A 15901-nucleotide genomic window follows, 5' to 3' on the forward strand; every position below is an offset into this window, starting at 1 on the left:
TTCCCGTGATCTCAGACAGGCCGGATCTCGAAGACGAACTCGCATCCGCCGATGCAGACGCTGTCGCCGTGGGACAGCGTGGTGCTCCCCCGGATCAGTTCACCCCGTACCTCGACACCGTTGGTCGAGCGCAGGTCGGTGATCACGAAGCCTGATCCGGTGTCCGCGATGACGGCGTGGTGGCGGCTGACGTCGTTGTCGTCGAGCACGATGTCGTTGTCGTTCAACCGCCCGATACGGGTGGTCGCGCCCTTGAGCTGGTAGGTGCGTCCGAAGCGGTCCCGCAACCCCGCGGCCACCGACGTCGACAGCGTGGTCCTAGTGTCGATCCGGCTGCGCTTGCGGGTGCTCTTGACCGCCTGTTTGGTGACGATGGGCTCCTGGCGCAGGATCCGTTCGTGCAGGTCGCTGACCGTCGGCCCGGGATCGATACCCAGCCCCTCGGCCAGCGCCGTCTTCAACTGCCGATAGGCGCCGAGGGCATCGGACTGGCGCTCGGTGACGTAGTAGGCCGTGATGAGCTGCGCCCACAGCGGCTCGCGGTAGGGATGTTCGGCAGCCAGCGCCTCCAGCTCACCGATCACGGCATCGGCACGCCCGCACGCGATCTCGGCCTCGGCGCGAGCACTGTGCGCGGCGACCTTGTCTTCGAGGCATTTGGTGGCGAAGGGAGCCACGAAGTCGAAGTCACGCAGGTCATCGAGGACCGGGCCGCGCCATTCGGCCAGCGCCGCGGACAGGTGACTGCTCGCCTCCTCGAACCGGCCGGCGGCGGCGGCCTCGACTCCAGCGGCCTTGGCGGCGGCAAACCGGCCCAGGTCGTAATCGGAGTCCGCCACATTCAACTGGTAGCCCGGCGGGGCGCTCGCCAGTACGCGGACCGGGTCAACGCCCCCGTCACGCAACAGCCGCCGCAGGTTGGAGATGTGGGATTGGATGCTGGTCCGGGCCGCCGGCACCGGGGATCCGTCCCACACCGCGTCGATCAGCGAATCGACCGAGACCGGCCGGTTGCGATTGATCAACAGCATCGCGAGCACCGCCCGCTGCTTGGCGGGGCCGACCGATACCGGTACGCCGTCCACCGACAGTTGCAGCGGCCCGAGCACACCAAACCCGAGACCCGAGTTCGTCATCGCGCTGCCAGCCTTCCGGGAGATCAAGAGTCCTGGCTAGTTCTCCGGCAATATTGTGACCTCTGGGGGCGTCCCGTTTGGCAAAGCCCCACCATTTCGGTGTGGCGGCGGCGGCAAGTGCGCGGAATCCGCGGCTTCGGCAGCGTCGCCTGCGGATCGACGGACCGGCCGGCGCCCCAGCCCCGAAAGGCAACTCCGGAGGCTGAACCCCGGCCCCGCATCCGAAGACCACTCAGTCGCGTCGCCTACGATCGAGCCTCGTGTCCCCCGACGGTAATCAGCGGTCCCACCGGATCGCCCGGTTAGCAGCCGTCGTCTCCGGCATCGCCGGTCTGCTGTTGTGCCTGCTGGTTCCGCTGCTTCCGGTGCGGCAGACCACGGCGGCCATCCTGTGGCCGCAGGGCAACGCCCCGGACGGCAACATCAGTCAGATCACGGCGCCGTTGGTGTCGGGAGCGCCGCGCGACCTGGACATCTCGATTCCCTGCTCGGCCATCGCGACGCTGCCGGCCAGCGGCGGTCTGGTGGTCTCCACGCTCCCCTCCGACGGCTTCCAGACCGGCAAGCACGGTCTGTTCGTCCGCGCGAACAAAGACTCCGTCGTCGTCGCGTTCCGCGACACCGTCGCCGCGGTGGCGCCCCGCGCCAAGATCGCGGCCGGCGGATGCAGCGTGCTGCACGTCTGGGCCGACGCGGGCGGCGCGGGAGCGGACTTCGTCGGTATCCCGGGCGCCGCCGGGCGGCTCGACCCGGAGAAGAAGCCGCAGGTCGGCGGGATTTTCACCGACCTCAAGGTGCCCGCACAGCCAGGGCTCTCCGCGAAAGTCGACGTCGACACCCGGTTCATCCTGCGGCCCACCGCCCTCAAGACGCTCGCGATGGTGCTGGGCGCGCTCGCGGTGCTCGGCGCCATCGCCGCGCTGGCGGTGCTGGACGGGCTGAGCCGGGGCGAGACACTGCGTGGCTGGCGCCCGCGGTTGCCGAAGATCAGGGCGGGCATCGCCACCTGGCTCGCCGACCTCGTGGTGATCGGAACCCTGCTGCTCTGGCACATCATCGGCGCCACCTCCTCCGATGACGGCTACAACCTGACCATCGCCCGGGTGGCTCCGAAGGCCGGCTACAACGTCGACTACTACCGCTACTTCGGCACCACCGACGCACCGTTCGACTGGTACTTCGGGGTGCTGTCCCGGATGGCGTCGGTCAGCAGCGCGAGCGTGTGGATGCGGCTTCCCGCGACGCTGGCCGCCATCGTCTGCTGGCTGCTCATCAGCCACTACGTGCTGCGTCGGCTGGGCCCGGCGCGGGGTGGTCTCGGCGCGAACCGGGTGGCGGTGTGGACGGCCGGGGCGGTGTTCGTGGCCGCGTGGATACCGTTCAACAACGGCCTGCGCCCCGAGCCGCTGATCGCGCTGGGCGTCATGGTCACCTGGATCCTGGTGGAGCGGTCCATTGCGCTGGGACGGCTGGCTCCGGCGGCCGTCGCGATCATCGTCGCGATGCTCACCGTGACGCTGGCTCCGCAGGGGCTGATCGCGCTGGCGCCGCTGTTGACGGGTGCCCGCGCCATCGCCCAGACGATCCGCCGCCGCCGGGCCACCGACGGCCGGCTGGCGCCGATGATCACCCTGGCGGCGTCGTTGTCGCTGATCACGGTGGTGGTGTTCCACAGCCAGACGCTGGCCACGGCGGCCGAGTCGGCGCGGATCAAGTACACGGTCGGCCCGACGATCGCGTGGTACCAGGACTTCCTGCGCTACTACTTCCTCACCGTCGAGAGCAACGCCGACGGGTCGATGGCGCGGCGGTTCTCCGTCCTGGTGCTGCTGCTGTGCATGTTCGGGATGCTGTTCGTGCTGCTGCGGCGCGGCCGGGTGGCGGGGCTGGCCAGCGGACCGGCCTGGCGGCTGATCGGCACCACCGCGATCGGCCTGCTCTTGCTGACGTTCACGCCTACCAAGTGGGCCATCCAGTTCGGCGCCTTCGCCGGGCTGACGGGTGCGCTGGGCGGTCTCACCGCCTTCACCGTGGCACGGATCGGCCTGCACAGCCGGCGCAATTTGGCGCTGTATGTCACCGCGCTGCTGTTCGTGCTGGCCTGGGCGACGTCCGGCATCAACGGCTGGTTCTACGTCGGCAACTACGGCGTGCCGTGGTACGACATCCAGCCCGTCATCGCCAGCCACCCGGTGACGACGATGTTCCTGATGCTGTCGATCCTCACCGGCCTGCTGGCCGCCTGGTACCACTTCCGGATGGACTACGCCGGACACACCGAGGTCAAGAACAACCGGCGTAACCGGGTGCTGGCATCGACTCCGCTGCTGGTGGTGGCGGTGATCATGGTGGCGGGCGAGGTCGGTTCGCTGGCCAAGGGCGCGGTGTTCCGCTATCCGCTGTACACCACCGCCAAGGCCAACCTGGCCGCCGTGCAATCCGGGCTGTCACCGACCAGCTGCGCGATGGCCGACGACGTGCTCGCCGAACCCGACTCCAACGCCGGAATGCTGCAACCCGTGCCGGGGCAGGAATTCGGCCCCGACGGCCCGCTCGGCGGGGTCAATCCGGTGGGCTTCAAGCCCGAGGGCGTCGGTGAGGACCTGAAATCCGACCCGGTGGTGAGCAAGCCCGGCGTCGTCAACTCCGACGCGTCCCCGAACAAGCCCAACGCCGCCATCACCGACTCGGCCGGCACCGCCGGCGGCAAGGGCCCGGTCGGGGTCAACGGCTCGCACGCGGCGCTGCCGTTCGGTCTGGACCCCGCCCGCACGCCGGTGATGGGCAGCTACGGGGAGAACAACCTGGCGGCCCGCGCCACCTCGGCGTGGTATCAGCTGCCCGCGCGCCGGCCGGACCGGCCCCTGGTGGTGGTCTCGGCCGCCGGGGCCATCTGGTCCTACAAAGAGGACGGCGACTTCATGTACGGGCAGTCGCTGAAGCTGCAATGGGGGGTGGCCAAACCCGACGGCAGCACCCTGCCGCTGGGCGAGGTGTTCCCGATCGACCTGGGCCCGCAGCCGGCCTGGCGCAACCTGCGGTTCCCGTTCGCCTGGGCGCCGCCGGAAGCCAATGTGGCCCGCATCGTCGCCTACGACCCGAACCTCAGCTCCGAGCAGTGGTTCGCGTTCACGCCGCCGCGGGTGCCGGAGCTGGAATCGCTGCAGCGCCTCATCGGGTCGCAGACCCCGGTGCTGATGGACATCGCGACGGCGGCCAACTTCCCGTGTCAGCGGCCGTTCTCCGAGCACCTCGGTATTGCGGAGCTGCCGGAATACCGCATCCTGCCCGACCACAAGCAGACCGCCGTCTCGTCGAACCTGTGGCAGTCCGCCTCGACCGGCGGCCCGTTCATGTTCACTCAGGGTCTGTTGTGGACGTCGACCATCTCGACCTATCTGAGCGGCGACTGGTATCGCGACTGGGGTTCGGTGGAGCAGTATCACCGGCTGGTTCCCGCCGACCAGGCCCCCGAAGCCACCGTCCAGCAAGGTGTGACCACAGTGCCCGGCTGGAGCCGGCAAGGACCGATTAGGGCCCTCCCATGACCAGTCCCGCCAGCCCTTCCGCGAGCCCCCTCCCCCCGAGCAGACGCGAAATCGCACAAAATCGGGCGAATTCAGGCGATTTGGCGTTCCCCCGCAAGCGGGAGGTACCCCCAGCTCGCGAGACGAAGGTGACCCGGTGGGTGGCAACGATCGCCGGGCTGATCGGCTTCGTGCTGTCGGTCGCCACACCGCTGCTGCCGGTTGTGCAGACCACCGCGATGCTCAACTGGCCGCAGAACGGCCAACTCAACAGCGTGACCTCGCCACTGATCTCGCTGACACCGGTCGACTTCAAGGCGTCGGTGCCGTGCAGCATCGAGCGCGACATGCCGCCCACCGGCGGCGTCATCCTGGGCACCGCACCCAAGCAGGGTAAGGACGCCAACCTCAACGCGCTGTTCGTTGTGGTGAGCGCACAACGGGTGGACGTCACCGACCGCAACGTGGTGATCCTGTCGGTGCCGCGCGATCTGATGCGGTCCCCGCAGTGCGAGCGCATCGACATCAGCTCGACCCACGCCGGGACGTTCGCCGAGTTCATCGGGCTGAAAGACCCGCGCGGCGCCCCGCTGCGCAGCGGCTTCCCCGACCCGAACCTGCGCCCACAGATCGTCGGGGTGTTCACCGACCTGACCGGCCCCGCACCACCCCAGCTGAGCCTGTCGGCGACCATCGACACCCGGTTCTCCAGCACCCCGACCACGCTGAAGCTGCTCGCCATGGTCGGCGCGATCGTCGCCACCATCGTCGCGCTTCTTGCGCTGTGGCGACTCGACCAGCTGGACGGCCACCGGATGCGGCGGTGGATCCCGGCCAACTGGCGCACCTTCACCCTGCTTGACGGCGTGGTGATCGTCGCGTTCCTGCTCTGGCACGTGATGGGCGCCAACTCCTCCGACGACGGCTACATCCTGGGCATGGCGCGCGTCGCCGACCGCGCGGGCTACATGTCCAACTACTTCCGCTGGTTCGGCAGCCCCGAAGACCCGTTCGGCTGGTACTACAACCTGCTGGCCCTGATGACCCATGTCAGCGACGCCAGCATCTGGATGCGGCTGCCGGACCTGGTCGCCGGGCTGATCTGCTGGCTGCTGCTGTCGCGCGAAGTGCTGCCCCGACTCGGCCCGGCGGTCGCGGCCAGCAAACCCGCCAACTGGGCGGCGGCCATGGTGCTGCTCACCGCGTGGATGCCGTTCAATAACGGCCTGCGCCCCGAAGGCATCATCGCGCTCGGATCGCTGGTGACCTATGTGCTGATCGAGCGCTCGATGCGCTACAGCCGCCTGACGCCGGCCGCGCTGGCCATCATCACCGCGGCATTCACCCTCGGCGTGCAGCCCACCGGCCTGATCGCGGTTGCCGCGCTGGTGGCCGGTGGCCGCCCGATCCTGCGGATCCTGGTGAAGCGCCGCCGCATGGTCGGCACGTTGCCGCTGTTGTCGCCGATGCTGGCCGCCGGCACCGTGATCCTGACCGTCGTGTTCGCCGACCAGACCTTGTCGACGGTGCTGGAAGCCACCCGTGTGCGCAGCAAGATCGGGCCCAGCCAGGCCTGGTACACCGAGAACCTGCGCTACTACTACCTGTTCCTGCCGACCGTCGACGGTTCGCTGTCGCGCCGGTTCGGCTTCCTGATCGCCGCGCTGTGCCTGTTCACCGCGGTGTTCATCATGCTGCGGCGCAAGCGGGTGCCCGGTGTGGCGCGCGGTCCTGCGTGGCGGCTGATGGGCGTCATCTTCGGCACCATGTTCTTCCTGATGTTCGCCCCCACCAAATGGGTGCACCACTTCGGGTTATTCGCCGCGGTGGGTGCGGCGATGGCGGCGTTGACGACGGTGCTGGTGTCGCCAGCGGTGTTGCGCTGGTCGCGCAACCGGATGGCGTTCCTGGCGGCGGTGTTCTTCGTGGTGGCGCTGTGTTTCGCCACCACTAATGGCTGGTGGTACGTATCCAGCTACGGCGTGCCGTTCAACTCCACCATGCCCAAACTCGGCGGAATCACGGTCAGCACAGTCTTTTTCGCGCTCTTCGTGATCGCCGCGGTGTATGCGGCGTGGCTGCACTTCGCGCCGCGCGGCAGCGGCGAGGGGCGGGTGGCGCGCTTTTTGACGACTGCGCCGATTGCGCTGGCGGCCGGCTTCATGGTGCTGGTGTTCGTCGCGTCGATGGGGATCGGCATCGTGCGGCAGTACCCCACCTACTCCAACGGCTGGTCGAACCTGCGGGCGTTCGCCGGCGGCTGCGGACTGGCCGACGACGTGCTCGTCGAACCGGACACCAATTCCGGCTTCATGACGCCGCTGCCCGGCAACTACGGACCGCTGGGTCCGCTGGGCGGCAGCGACCCCGTCGGCTTCTCACCCAACGGCGTGCCCGAGCACACCGTGGCCGAGGCCGTGGTGATGAAGCCGAACCAGCCCGGCACCGACTACGACTGGGACGCCCCGACCAAGCTCAAGACACCCGGCATCAACGGCTCGACGGTGCCGCTGCCCTACCAGCTCGACCCGGCGCGCGTGCCGCTGGCCGGCACTTACACGACCGGCGCGCAGCAGCAGAGCCGGCTCGCGTCGGCCTGGTATCAGCTGCCCAAGCCCGATGACGGGCACCCGCTGGTCGTCATCACCGCGGCCGGCAAGATCGCCGGCAACAGCGTGCTGCACCACTACACGTCCGGCCAGACGGTGGTGCTGGAATACGCCCGGCCCGGGCCGGGGGCCCTGGTACCGGCCGGGCGGATGGTGCCCGACGACCTGTATGGCGAGCAGCCCAAAGCCTGGCGCAACCTGCGCTTCGCCCGGGACAAGATGCCCGCCGACGCCGTCGCGGTGCGGGTGGTGGCCGAGGACCTGTCGCTGACGCCGGAGGATTGGATCGCGGTGACCCCGCCGCGGGTGCCCGAGCTGCGGTCGCTGCAGGAGTATGTCGGCTCGACGCAGCCGGTGCTGCTGGACTGGGCGGTGGGCCTGGCGTTCCCGTGCCAGCAACCGATGCTGCACACCAACGGCGTCACCGAGATCCCGCGGTTCCGCATCACCCCGGACTACAACGCGAAGAAGCTGGACACCGACACCTGGGAGGACGGGGTCAACGGCGGCCTGCTCGGCATCACCGACCTGCTGCTGCGCGCCCACGTCATGGCGACCTACCTGTCGCGCGACTGGGCCCGCGACTGGGGTTCGCTACGCAAGTTCGACACGCTCGTCGACGCGCCGCCGGCGCGGCTGGACCTGGGTGAGGCGACACGCAGTGGGTTGTGGTCGCCGGGGCAGATCCGGATCAAGCCCTAACGCGGCGCCGATGCGGTCCGCGTAGTGCCGTCGTCGAGCCTGTAAATACGCAGGCCGTTAATCGGGGCAGATCCCCTGCCGATCTACGGGCTCGACGCACCCACCACCACACCCCCACCGAGCCTGCAATAACGCACACCCCCACCCGCACTTCCCCTGCAGATTTACAGGCTCGACGCACCCACGACGCCGAGTCACGCTTTCGGCAGCTTCAGCACCCGATTCTTACCGCTCTCGGCCACATACAGATTCCCCGCACCGTCGACTGCCACCCCGTGCGGGCCGTCGAGCCCGGGAAACGGCAGCACGGACTGCGAACCGGTCGTCGCGGCGAGTCGCACCACCCGGCCGGTGCCGGCATCGCTGACGTAGACGTTGCCGGCGCCGTCCACCGCCACGCCCCACGGCTTGACCAGCCCGAAGAACGGCACCGTGCTCTGCGCACCGGTCTCGACGGTCAGCTTCGTCACCTGGCCGTCGCCGAGGTCGGCGACGTAGACGTTGCCGGCCCCGTCCACCGTCACCCCTTCGGGCCCGTCCAGGCCGGTCATCGGCAACGCGGTCTGAGCGCCGGTCCCCGGCACCACCTTGAGCACCCGGTCTTTGATCCAGTCGGCCAGGTACAGATTGTCGGCGCCGTCGACGGCAATCCCGTGCGGGCCGTTGCGCTCCAGTTTCAGCACGGTCTGGCTTGCGGCGCCGGCGGCCAGCTTCGTCACCCGCTCGTTGTAGGAGTCGCTGACGTACACGGTGCCGCGGCTGTCGACCGCGACCCCGACGGCGTACCGAAGGTCGGTGAACGGCAGCACACTCTGCTCCAGCGTCGCCGCATCCAGCTTCACCACCCGGTTATTGCCGTTGTCGACGACGTACACGTTGCCGCCGCCATCCACCGCAATCCCGAGCGGGCCGTTGAGACCGGCGAACGGCAGCACGATCTCGGTCGGCGCCGGCGACGGCGGCGGGGATGGCTTCACCACGGACGACTGACCGGACGACTGACCGGACATGGTCCCGGCGCGGTGCACGAAGACGGTGGTGGTGACGACGACGGCCGCGACCAGGGTGACCAGGACAGCGCCGAGCGCGACCCGGGCCCGGGGGCTCATCCTCGCGAGAAGCGGCGGTTTGCCCGCCCCCTCGCTGAGCACGGTGACAGCGGCGGCGTCCGCCGCCATCGTTTCGGCGCTGCCGGCAACGGCGTCGGCGTCAGCAGGCGACCCCAGGGCAGCAGCCAATTCGGTGACGGTCTGGTACCGCTCGGCGGGTTCTTTGGCCATGCCCTTGGCGATCACCGCATCGAAATCCGCCGGCAGGTCGGGCCGGGTGCTCGACGGCCGGGGCGGCGGCAACGTCAGGTGCGCGGTCACCTGGCTTTCCAGCGAGTCGCCGGGATAGGGCCGGTTGCCGGTCAGACACTCGTACAGCACACACGTCAGTGCGTAAACGTCGGCGCGCGCGTCGGCGTCCTGGGCCATCAGCCGCTCCGGAGCCATGTAGTGCCAGCTGCCGATCATCTCCCGGGAACCGGTCAGACCGGCGTCGTCGGCGCCGCGGGCGATGCCGAAGTCGATCAGGTAGGCGAAGTCGTCCTCGTCCAACAGAATGTTGGACGGCTTGACGTCGCGGTGCACCAGACCCACCTTGTGCGCGGCTCGCAGTGCCTGGGCCACCTGCTCGATGATGTGCACCGCGCGCTGCGGGGGCAGCGGCCCGCCGGCCAGTTTCTCTTCCAGGTCGCGGCCCTCGACCAGCCGCATGTCCACATAGAGCCGGCCATCGATCTCGCCGTAGTTGTGAATCGGAATGATGTGCGGATTGTTGAGCTGGGCGGCCGCCTCGGCTTCGCGGCGGAACCGCTGCACGAACGTCTGGTCGGTGGCCAGCTGCGGCGGCAGGAGTTTGATGGCCACCGTCCGGTTGGTGGCCGTGTCGTAGGCACGCCAGACCTCGCCCATGCCGCCCTGGCCCATCATGTTCTGCAACCGGTAGCGCCCGAAGGGGGTCCCCTGCACCGGATCACCATAAGCCCAGATTCAGCCTGTGTGGGGCAGTGGCGGCGTCTCGCCTATGACTTTGCCGGCGGCGTCCAGGGCCTGCAGTTGGTAGTAGCCGGCAGTGCTGCCGTTCAGCGGTAAAGCGGTGTCGTATCCGGCCCAGTCGGCGCCGGCCAACGCCGTCATCGCGGTGCTTTGCGGACCGTGCCGCAGCCGCCAGCTGCGCACCGCCGTGGCGCCGTTCCACACTGCGTGCACGGTGTCGCCGGCGAAGATCATCCTGGGGGGCTCGACGGGGTTGCCGGTCCACTCGTTGAGGTAGGCGCGGTAGGTGCCGCCGGCGAGCGCGACGTCGTAGAGCATCGTGCCGTCGGCCGCGAATTCGGCGATCCGACCGGCCGTTCCCCAGCCCGAGAAGGTGCCGCCGCCGGGGAGTTGCTGCAGGTTGCCCATGGCACCGCTGCTGAGTTTGTCGGGATGGGGCTGCGCGCGCAGCAGCGAGGTCGTGCGCGCGGCTCGATCCAGGCGGATCCACTTGAGGCTGCTCGGCACCGACCCGCCACTGGTCTGGCCGGCATTGCCCTCGAAATGGTTGTCGAACAACGTGATCGTGTTCTCGTCGGGCATCTCGACGTCATGCTGGTAGGCGAACTCGACCCCCTCGCCCAAGGCGAATGTCGACTGCTTACCGCCCAGGCGCCAGTTGATCGCGCCGCTGCGCGGGTCCACATTGAACACCGTGGACAGCGCGCGCATGCTGATCAGCAGGTTGCCGGCGGGATCGAGCGCGATCGAATTCATGTGGTACGGGTCGAAAACCTGTCCGGCGGTGTACTTTGCCGGTGACTCGCTGACCGGCACGTGGGCCAGCGCATCCCACTGGAACAGCGTCTGGTGCCGCGCGACGTCGACCACCGAGGCGATGCAGTTGTAGATCCTGCCGTCCTTCGGGCCGCCGACGGCGCTGAGGTCGGTGACGACTTCCTGGTACGAGGTGATCAGCGCGTGCCCGTCGGGCGTGAGCCGGAACTCGTGGATGTCCGACGACAGTTCCCCGCCCGGGGTGACGGTGTCGATGACGTTGTACCGCTCGTCGGCGATGTAGCTCTGACCGAGTCCGTGGCCGCCCTGCTTGAGCCCCTGCCACCAGGTGAGAACCGGCCTGCCCTGATAGGTCTGGACGCGCAGGTTGCCCGCGGTCTGCCCGGCCGGTAGCTCGCGCTGCCACACCACCCGTCCGGATTTGTCGGCGATCACCAGCACCGCGGCCTTCGAGCCGGTGCCACCCGGATTGGCCGCCGTGGTACCGGAGACGTAGAAGACGTATCCGCGCCCCCCGCCGGGGGCGTCGACGTTGACGGTGTAGCCGAGCGATGAGGCCGCCGGAATCGGGGGCGTGGCGGGTTTGCTGTCCCGGCTGCCACGACTGTCGTGCGAACCGCACGCCGCTACCGCGGCGGTCAGCGCGGCTCCCGCGGCGGCACCGAACTGACGCCGCGATATCCCGCCGGCCATTGGTCTCCCTCGAGGATTTCACTGCTGCGGCCTGCTGCTGCGGCTATTACACCAGGGCCGGCCGTGACGCGGGATGAAACACTGGAAGGCATGTGGGCGAGGGGCTTTGGCATCACCGTGGTGGTGAGCCTTGCGTCCGCCGGTTGCGCCGCCGCACCGACGGCCGGCCCGGGCTCGGCCGCCCGGTCCAACTACGTCGCGATGGGTGATTCCTTCGCCGCCGCTCCCGGTGTGCCCGAGCCGGCGGCGCCGCGCGGCTGCCACAAGTCGACCAACAACTACCCAGCCGTGCTGGCGCGCCGCCTCGCTGCCATTGCCTTCCACGACGTCACCTGCAGTGGAGCGACCACCGACGACGTCGTGAACCGGGAACAGCGGACCGATCACGGGTTGATTCCGCGCCAAATCGACATGGTCGGGCCACCTACGGATCTGATCACGATCACCATCGGCGCCAACGACGTCGGGCTGGCGGGGGACGCAGAGTCCTGCGAAGTGAAAGCCACCGACCCCAAGCCGTGCGCCGCGGGCTTCGTCGTCGACAACGTCGACAGGGTTTCCCGCATGATCAACGAGCAGGTCCCGGTATGGGCCAGCATGATCGACCAGCTGCGTGCCGACGCGCCCCGGGCGCGGATCATCCTGGTGGGCTACGGAACCTTCGTCCGGCCCGGCGGTTGCTTCCCTACGCAACCCCTGCTGCCGAACGACGCCAACTACCTGCAGGCCAAAGTCGACGAGCTCGACGACCGGCAGCGACAACTCGCCGCGGACAAGGGCGTGGAGTTCTTCGATGTGCGGTCGCTGTCCGAGGGACACGACATGTGCGCGTCGGCCGGCGAACGCTACGTGGAGGGCTACGTCGCCAAGGACGGTGGCGTTCCGCTGCATCCCACCGCGCTGGGCGCAGTGGCACTGGGAAATGCGTTGACCGACTATCTGGTGCTCTCGGAAAACCGTTGAGCGCCAGCTGCTCCGGGTCTGGGGCGGCAATAGTTTCCCGAATTGCATTCTAAATTGCGCGTTCGTCCTGCGGACAACGGACATTCGTGATCGATTGGGCAGAAATCTGCCCTCGGTATTCCAATTCGTCCGCATGCCGCAGCGCGCCGCTGCTAATCTCACCATCGAGCGCATCGTGTCGAAGCCCTGCGGGCGGGTCGGGCACCAGCACGCTTATCAAGGCGTGAAGAGCCATTCGCCTAGGGCAATCCTCCACCAAGTCGACGACGAAATTCTGCGCAGCGCAGCTCTCTTCGGATACCTTCGTGCGCCCGAGATAGCCTGCCGCCCAGCGGTTTCGATGAACCGAAGGGATCTTCTGTGTCATTTCTCATTGCCGCGCCGCAAGAGTTGGCCGCTACGGCCGAACGGGTCTCGGCCATCGGGTCCGCGCTGGGATCGGCCAACCGCACCGCAGCGGCAACCACCGGTCAGGTAGCCGCCGCAGCCGGCGACGAAGTCTCGGCGGCGATCGCGGCGCTTTTTTCGGGTCATGGCCAGTCGTTTCAGGCGCTGAGCAAGCAGGCGGCCCTGTTTCACGAGCAATTCGTGCAGTCTTTGCTGACCTCCGGAGCCAATTACGGGCTCGCCGAGGCGGCGAATAACGATCTCTTGCAGGGAATTGAGCAGAACGTGCTGGGCGTCATCAACGCGCCTGCGAATGCGGTGCTGGGACGGCCGCTGATCGGCAACGGCGCGGACGGTGCCGCCGGCACCGGACAGGCGGGCGGCGCCGGCGGAATCCTCTGGGGCAACGGAGGTGCCGGCGGTTCCGGTGGCGCTGGGCAGATCGGCGGCCGCGGCGGCGACGCGGGCCTGTTCGGTGCCGGCGGCACCGGTGGCGTCGGCGGATCGGGTGCGGCCGGTGGCGCCGGCGGTGCCGGTGGGTGGTTGTCCGGGTCCGGCGGAGCGGGTGGTGCGGGCGGGGTGGCATCCAGCCTGGGCACGCCCGGCGGGATAGGCGGCAATGGCGGGCATGCCGGGTTGATCGGCACCGGCGGCGCGGGTGGTGCCGGCGGCGCCGGCGCGGTCGGCTCGGTCGGCACCGCCGGCGGCAACGGATTCAACGGCGGTGGCGGTGGCGCCGGTGGCAGCGGTGGCGCGGGTGGTCTGCTGAGCGGCGACGGCGGAATGGGAGGTGCCGGCGGCAGCGGCGGGTCAGGCGGTGCCGGCGGGGCAGGCCAAGACGGTGCGGCCTCGACGAACCCGCTCTACTCAGGAGCCGCCGGCGGCAACGGCGGTAATGGCGGCGTCGGCGGCGCCGGTGGTACCGGTGGCGCCGGCGGCAGCAGCGGCTTGTTCGGATCGGCAGGCGCTCAGGGCGCCGGGGGCGCCGGGGGTTCCGGTGGGGACGGCGGAGCCCCGGGTACCGGCGGTGCGGGGGCCTCGGGCAACTGGGCGATCAACAACGGTGTCGGCGGCGCCGGCGGTATCGGAGGAAACCCGGGAGCCGGCGGCGCCGGCGGCATCGGCGGCGCGGGATCCACGGCCGGCGGCGACGGGCTGGCCGGACACAGCCCGCTCAGCGGCGGCGACGGGGGTCACGGCGGGACGGGCGCCAACGGCGCAGTGGCCGGGCAGGCCGGCGCGGCCGGGGGTCGCGGCGGCAACGGCGGATCGGTCGGAAACGGCGGCGCCGGCGGTAACGGCGGTAACGGCGCGGCCGGCAGCGCCACGGTACGAGCAGGAGGCACGGGCGGAGCCGGCGGTGACGGTGGAGCCGCGGGCGGCACCGTCGGCAATGGCGGCGCGGGCGGCAACGGCGGCGTCGGCGGCAACAGCGGCATCAACAGTGGCACCTTCCCGCAGGACATCGTCAGCGGCGTGGGCGGACAAGGTGGTGCCGGCGGCGCGGCGGGCACAATCGCCGGCAACGGCGGCGCCGGCGGTGACGGTGGCGCAGGTGGCAACTCCGACGGCTACTACGGAGCCCGCGGCGGCAACGGCGGTGCCGGCGGGACCGCCGGTTCGTTGTCCGGCGACGGCGGCGACGGCGGTGCCGGCGGATCAGGTGGCGCGCCGGCATCCTCACCGGGAACGGCAGCGGACGGCTCAGTGGCTTCGGTGGCGCCGGCGGAACGGGAGGCAACGGCGGTTTCGGCGGTCTGCAGGACGGAGCCGGCGGAACCGGTGGGATCGGCGGCGTGGGCGGCGACGGCAGCAGCGGCGGCGGCCGCGGCGGCGACGGCGGAGTCGGCGGAGACCTGGTCCGGAGGATCGCCAGCGGCACCGCCGGCGACGGGGGGCAGGGCGGGGACGGCGGTCTCAGTGCCGCCGGGCCCGGGGCAGCCGGCGGAACCGGCGGCAACGGCGGCAGCGGGGGTGCTCGCGGCGGCGCGGGCGGGGACGGCGGACACGGCGGCGTCAACTTCGTCGGCAGCGGCGGAGCCGGCGGAGGCGGTGGAGTCGGAGGTACCGGTGTGCTCGGCGGAGCCGGCGGCGACGGCGGCGATGGCGGCAACGGCGGCTACAACTCCGGCAGCGGCGCCAGCGGTGGCAACGGCGGGACCGGGGGTAACGGCGGAGTGGGCACCAACGGGCCCGGCGGCGTTGGCGGCGACGGTGGGACCGGCGGCCTCGGCGGACCTACTGCCCGAGATTCCTTCGTGGCCGGAGGAACGGGCGGCAACGGCGGTAACGGAGGCAGGGGCACGGCAGGGCCGGGCGGCACCGGGGGTCTCGGCGAACTGGGCACGGGGGGCAGAACCACGACGGGAGGGACCGGGGGCACGGGCGGCACTCCGGGCCCTGGGGCCGTTCCGACGCCCGGCTGAACAGCCGCACCGCGCCCGCGCCCGCGCCCGCGCCCAGCAAATTGACGCTAATGCAGGTTTAGCTGCGTAAACGATCGTCAATATCCACCCCGTGCAACGGCATTCATAGGGGAATGGACGGGTCAAATGCGGGTAATCACCGGGTTCGGGACTGCTGTTTCAACTTTCACGGTGCTCGGCGCTGCGACGCTGACGCTGGGCACGGGTATGGCGGCCGCAACGGGGCCGGTGCCCATCAGTTCAACCTTGCGAAATTGCGATGGCAGCGCCGTGAAGACCGCGGTACAGGCGCCGCGCACGTCGCTGGGGCGCGGCGTCGTCCTGTTCCGCTCGTCGGGTTCGTCGGTGAGTGCGGACATCAACCTGGTGATATCCAATCAGCCCGGCATGCACTACGACGTCGGTCTCATCCAGGTGCCGCGCCCGACGTCGGCGACCTGCGGGCCCGGGGATCCGGGAACCACGTTCACCGGGGTCGACACCGACCCCTCCGGTCAGGCGGCCGTGACCATCACCGCTCCAATCCAGCAGGGCACCACCGGAGTCTGGGTCATGGTTACCTCGCCGAATGAGCACAATCAGGCGCCGGGCGAGTATTACACCTCGGAGTTCGTGGCTCCCGTCTAGAAAGCCCGAATC

General features: G+C 69.7%; 10 protein-coding genes. 5 read left to right on the top strand and 5 right to left on the bottom strand.

What is annotated here, in order from left to right; translation table 11 throughout:
• Positions 1–11: 11 nt before the first annotated feature.
• Complete coding sequence (locus tag QXH22_RS27355; protein WP_306277545.1) at positions 12–1136, bottom strand: BTAD domain-containing putative transcriptional regulator; 1125 nt, start codon at positions 1134–1136, stop codon at positions 12–14.
• 260 nt (positions 1137–1396) lie between these two features.
• Here QXH22_RS27355 and QXH22_RS27360 point away from each other — a divergent pair, with 260 nt between their 5' ends.
• Both QXH22_RS27360 and embB read left to right on the top strand, forming a co-directional pair.
• Positions 1397–4684 carry an arabinosyltransferase domain-containing protein gene (locus QXH22_RS27360; RefSeq protein WP_306277546.1) on the top strand — a complete coding sequence of 1096 codons (3288 nt, stop codon included), beginning with the start codon at positions 1397–1399 and terminating at the stop codon, positions 4682–4684.
• On the top strand, positions 4681–7974 hold the full coding sequence (gene embB / locus QXH22_RS27365; protein ID WP_371934327.1) for an arabinosyltransferase EmbB: 3294 nt from the start codon (positions 4681–4683) through the stop codon (positions 7972–7974). Before QXH22_RS27360 ends, embB begins: the two co-directional genes overlap by 4 nt.
• 194 nt (positions 7975–8168) lie before the next feature.
• Here embB and QXH22_RS27370 read toward each other — a convergent pair whose 3' ends face one another.
• Positions 8169–9989: a serine/threonine-protein kinase PknD gene (locus tag QXH22_RS27370; RefSeq protein WP_306277548.1), complete on the bottom strand. Its 1821-nt coding sequence runs from the start codon at positions 9987–9989 to the stop codon at positions 8169–8171.
• Positions 9990–10010: 21 nt separating this feature from the next.
• Positions 10011–11486: an arylsulfotransferase family protein gene (locus QXH22_RS27375; RefSeq protein ID WP_306277549.1), complete on the bottom strand. Its 1476-nt coding sequence runs from the start codon at positions 11484–11486 to the stop codon at positions 10011–10013.
• 90 nt (positions 11487–11576) lie between these two features.
• Between QXH22_RS27375 and QXH22_RS27380 the strand changes: the two genes are divergently transcribed.
• Positions 11577–12449, top strand: coding sequence for an SGNH/GDSL hydrolase family protein (locus QXH22_RS27380; protein ID WP_306277550.1), 873 nt, complete (start codon positions 11577–11579; stop codon positions 12447–12449).
• A gap of 49 nt (positions 12450–12498) precedes the next feature.
• Here QXH22_RS27380 and QXH22_RS27385 read toward each other — a convergent pair whose 3' ends face one another.
• The gene (locus tag QXH22_RS27385) at positions 12499–12816 is read right to left on the bottom strand and encodes a hypothetical protein (RefSeq protein WP_306277551.1); all 318 of its coding nucleotides are present in this window, start codon (positions 12814–12816) and stop codon (positions 12499–12501) included.
• Here QXH22_RS27385 and QXH22_RS27390 point away from each other — a divergent pair.
• Positions 12810–15332, top strand: a complete 2523-nt coding sequence (locus tag QXH22_RS27390) for a PE family protein (protein ID WP_306277552.1) — start codon at positions 12810–12812, stop codon at positions 15330–15332. The genes QXH22_RS27385 and QXH22_RS27390 overlap by 7 nt on opposite strands.
• A gap of 52 nt (positions 15333–15384) precedes the next feature.
• Here the strand turns inward: QXH22_RS27390 and QXH22_RS27395 are convergent, their stop codons facing one another.
• Positions 15385–15621: a hypothetical protein gene (locus QXH22_RS27395; protein ID WP_306246751.1), complete on the bottom strand. Its 237-nt coding sequence runs from the start codon at positions 15619–15621 to the stop codon at positions 15385–15387.
• On the opposite strand from QXH22_RS27395, the gene QXH22_RS27400 reads away from it, so the two are divergent.
• Positions 15608–15889, top strand: coding sequence for a hypothetical protein (locus QXH22_RS27400; RefSeq protein ID WP_306246748.1), 282 nt, complete (start codon positions 15608–15610; stop codon positions 15887–15889). The two genes, QXH22_RS27395 and QXH22_RS27400, sit on opposite strands and share 14 nt — an antisense overlap.
• The last annotated feature ends 12 nt before the right edge of the window (positions 15890–15901 follow it).

The organism is Mycobacterium sp. TY814 (assembly GCF_030755175.1).
In the GTDB taxonomy this organism is placed as follows: domain Bacteria; phylum Actinomycetota; class Actinomycetes; order Mycobacteriales; family Mycobacteriaceae; genus Mycobacterium.

Bases quoted from the DNA above. Each gene is read 5' to 3' on its own strand.
- QXH22_RS27355 (WP_306277545.1), bottom strand. From the start codon at position 1,136: ATGACGAACTCGGGTCTCGGGTTTGGTGTGCTCGGGCCGCTGCAACTG.
- QXH22_RS27395 (WP_306246751.1), bottom strand. From the start codon at position 15,621: ATGTCCGCACTCACCGACGAACCCGACGAGCGGAACAGGACGACGCCG.
- QXH22_RS27380 (WP_306277550.1), top strand. From the start codon at position 11,577: ATGTGGGCGAGGGGCTTTGGCATCACCGTGGTGGTGAGCCTTGCGTCC.
- QXH22_RS27375 (WP_306277549.1), bottom strand. From the start codon at position 11,486: ATGGCCGGCGGGATATCGCGGCGTCAGTTCGGTGCCGCCGCGGGAGCC.
- QXH22_RS27385 (WP_306277551.1), bottom strand. From the start codon at position 12,816: ATGACACAGAAGATCCCTTCGGTTCATCGAAACCGCTGGGCGGCAGGC.
- embB (WP_371934327.1), top strand. From the start codon at position 4,681: ATGACCAGTCCCGCCAGCCCTTCCGCGAGCCCCCTCCCCCCGAGCAGA.